The sequence below is a fragment of the Bacillus sp. JJ664 genome (assembly GCF_036962205.1).
Taxonomy (GTDB): Bacteria; Bacillota; Bacilli; order Bacillales; family Bacillaceae_G; genus Gottfriedia.
In genome coordinates this window covers 275-1,056 of record NZ_JBALMS010000233.1, presented here as the reverse complement: position 1 = coordinate 1,056, position 782 = coordinate 275, and the positions used below count along the sequence as shown (strand labels likewise).

The 782-nt window shown below is 34.5% G+C and carries 1 pseudogene; it reads left to right on the top strand.

Annotated features, from left to right (window positions below):
- Positions 1 to 782, top strand: a pseudogene (locus tag V7056_RS20645) (glycosyltransferase family 2 protein); the annotation flags it as partial.

Sequence of the window (782 nt, the reverse complement as noted above, 5' to 3'; positions counted from 1 at the left end):
AGTTTGATTTTAGATAAGCAGCCTAATTTTAAGAATGAGTTTCCAAATGAATCAGTTACTTTACTAATTGCGGCTTATAATGAAGAAAAAGGCATATATCAAACATTAAAGTATGTTACAGACCAAGATTATACTGGTGAGATACAAATGATTGTCATTAATAATAACTCTTCAGATCAAACGACAGAAGAAGTATTAAGAGCAAAAAAGGAATTAAAGGCCAACATCTCAATTTTACATGAACCAAATCCGGGAAAATTTAATGCTTTGAATACAGGTTTACAATATGTGGAAACGCCTTATGTTATTACATTAGATGCTGATACATTAATTCACCCATCAGCAGTTCGTTATTTAGTTTCAAGAATTAAAAGTAGTCCAGAAGATGTTTGTGCTGTAGCTGGATCAATGCTTGTACGAAATAGTCGAGAAACAATTTGGACGAAAATTCAGGAATGGGATTATTTTTTAGGAATCGCTTCGATCAAAAGATTGCAAGGCTTATATCAAGGAACATTAGTAGCACAGGGTGCATTTAGTTTATATAAAACCCCATGTGTACAAGAAGTAGGCGGTTGGCCAGATGCAATTGGTGAAGATATTGTTTTAACCTGGAGATTATTACAAAAAGAATGGAAAGTGTACTTCGAGCCTTTAGCAGTAGCATTTACAGATGCACCTACAACTCTTGCTCATTTCGCAAAACAACGCTCAAGATGGGCAAGAGGTATGGTTGAAGGATTAAAAGAAATCAAACCTTGGCAACAACCACAAGTATATAC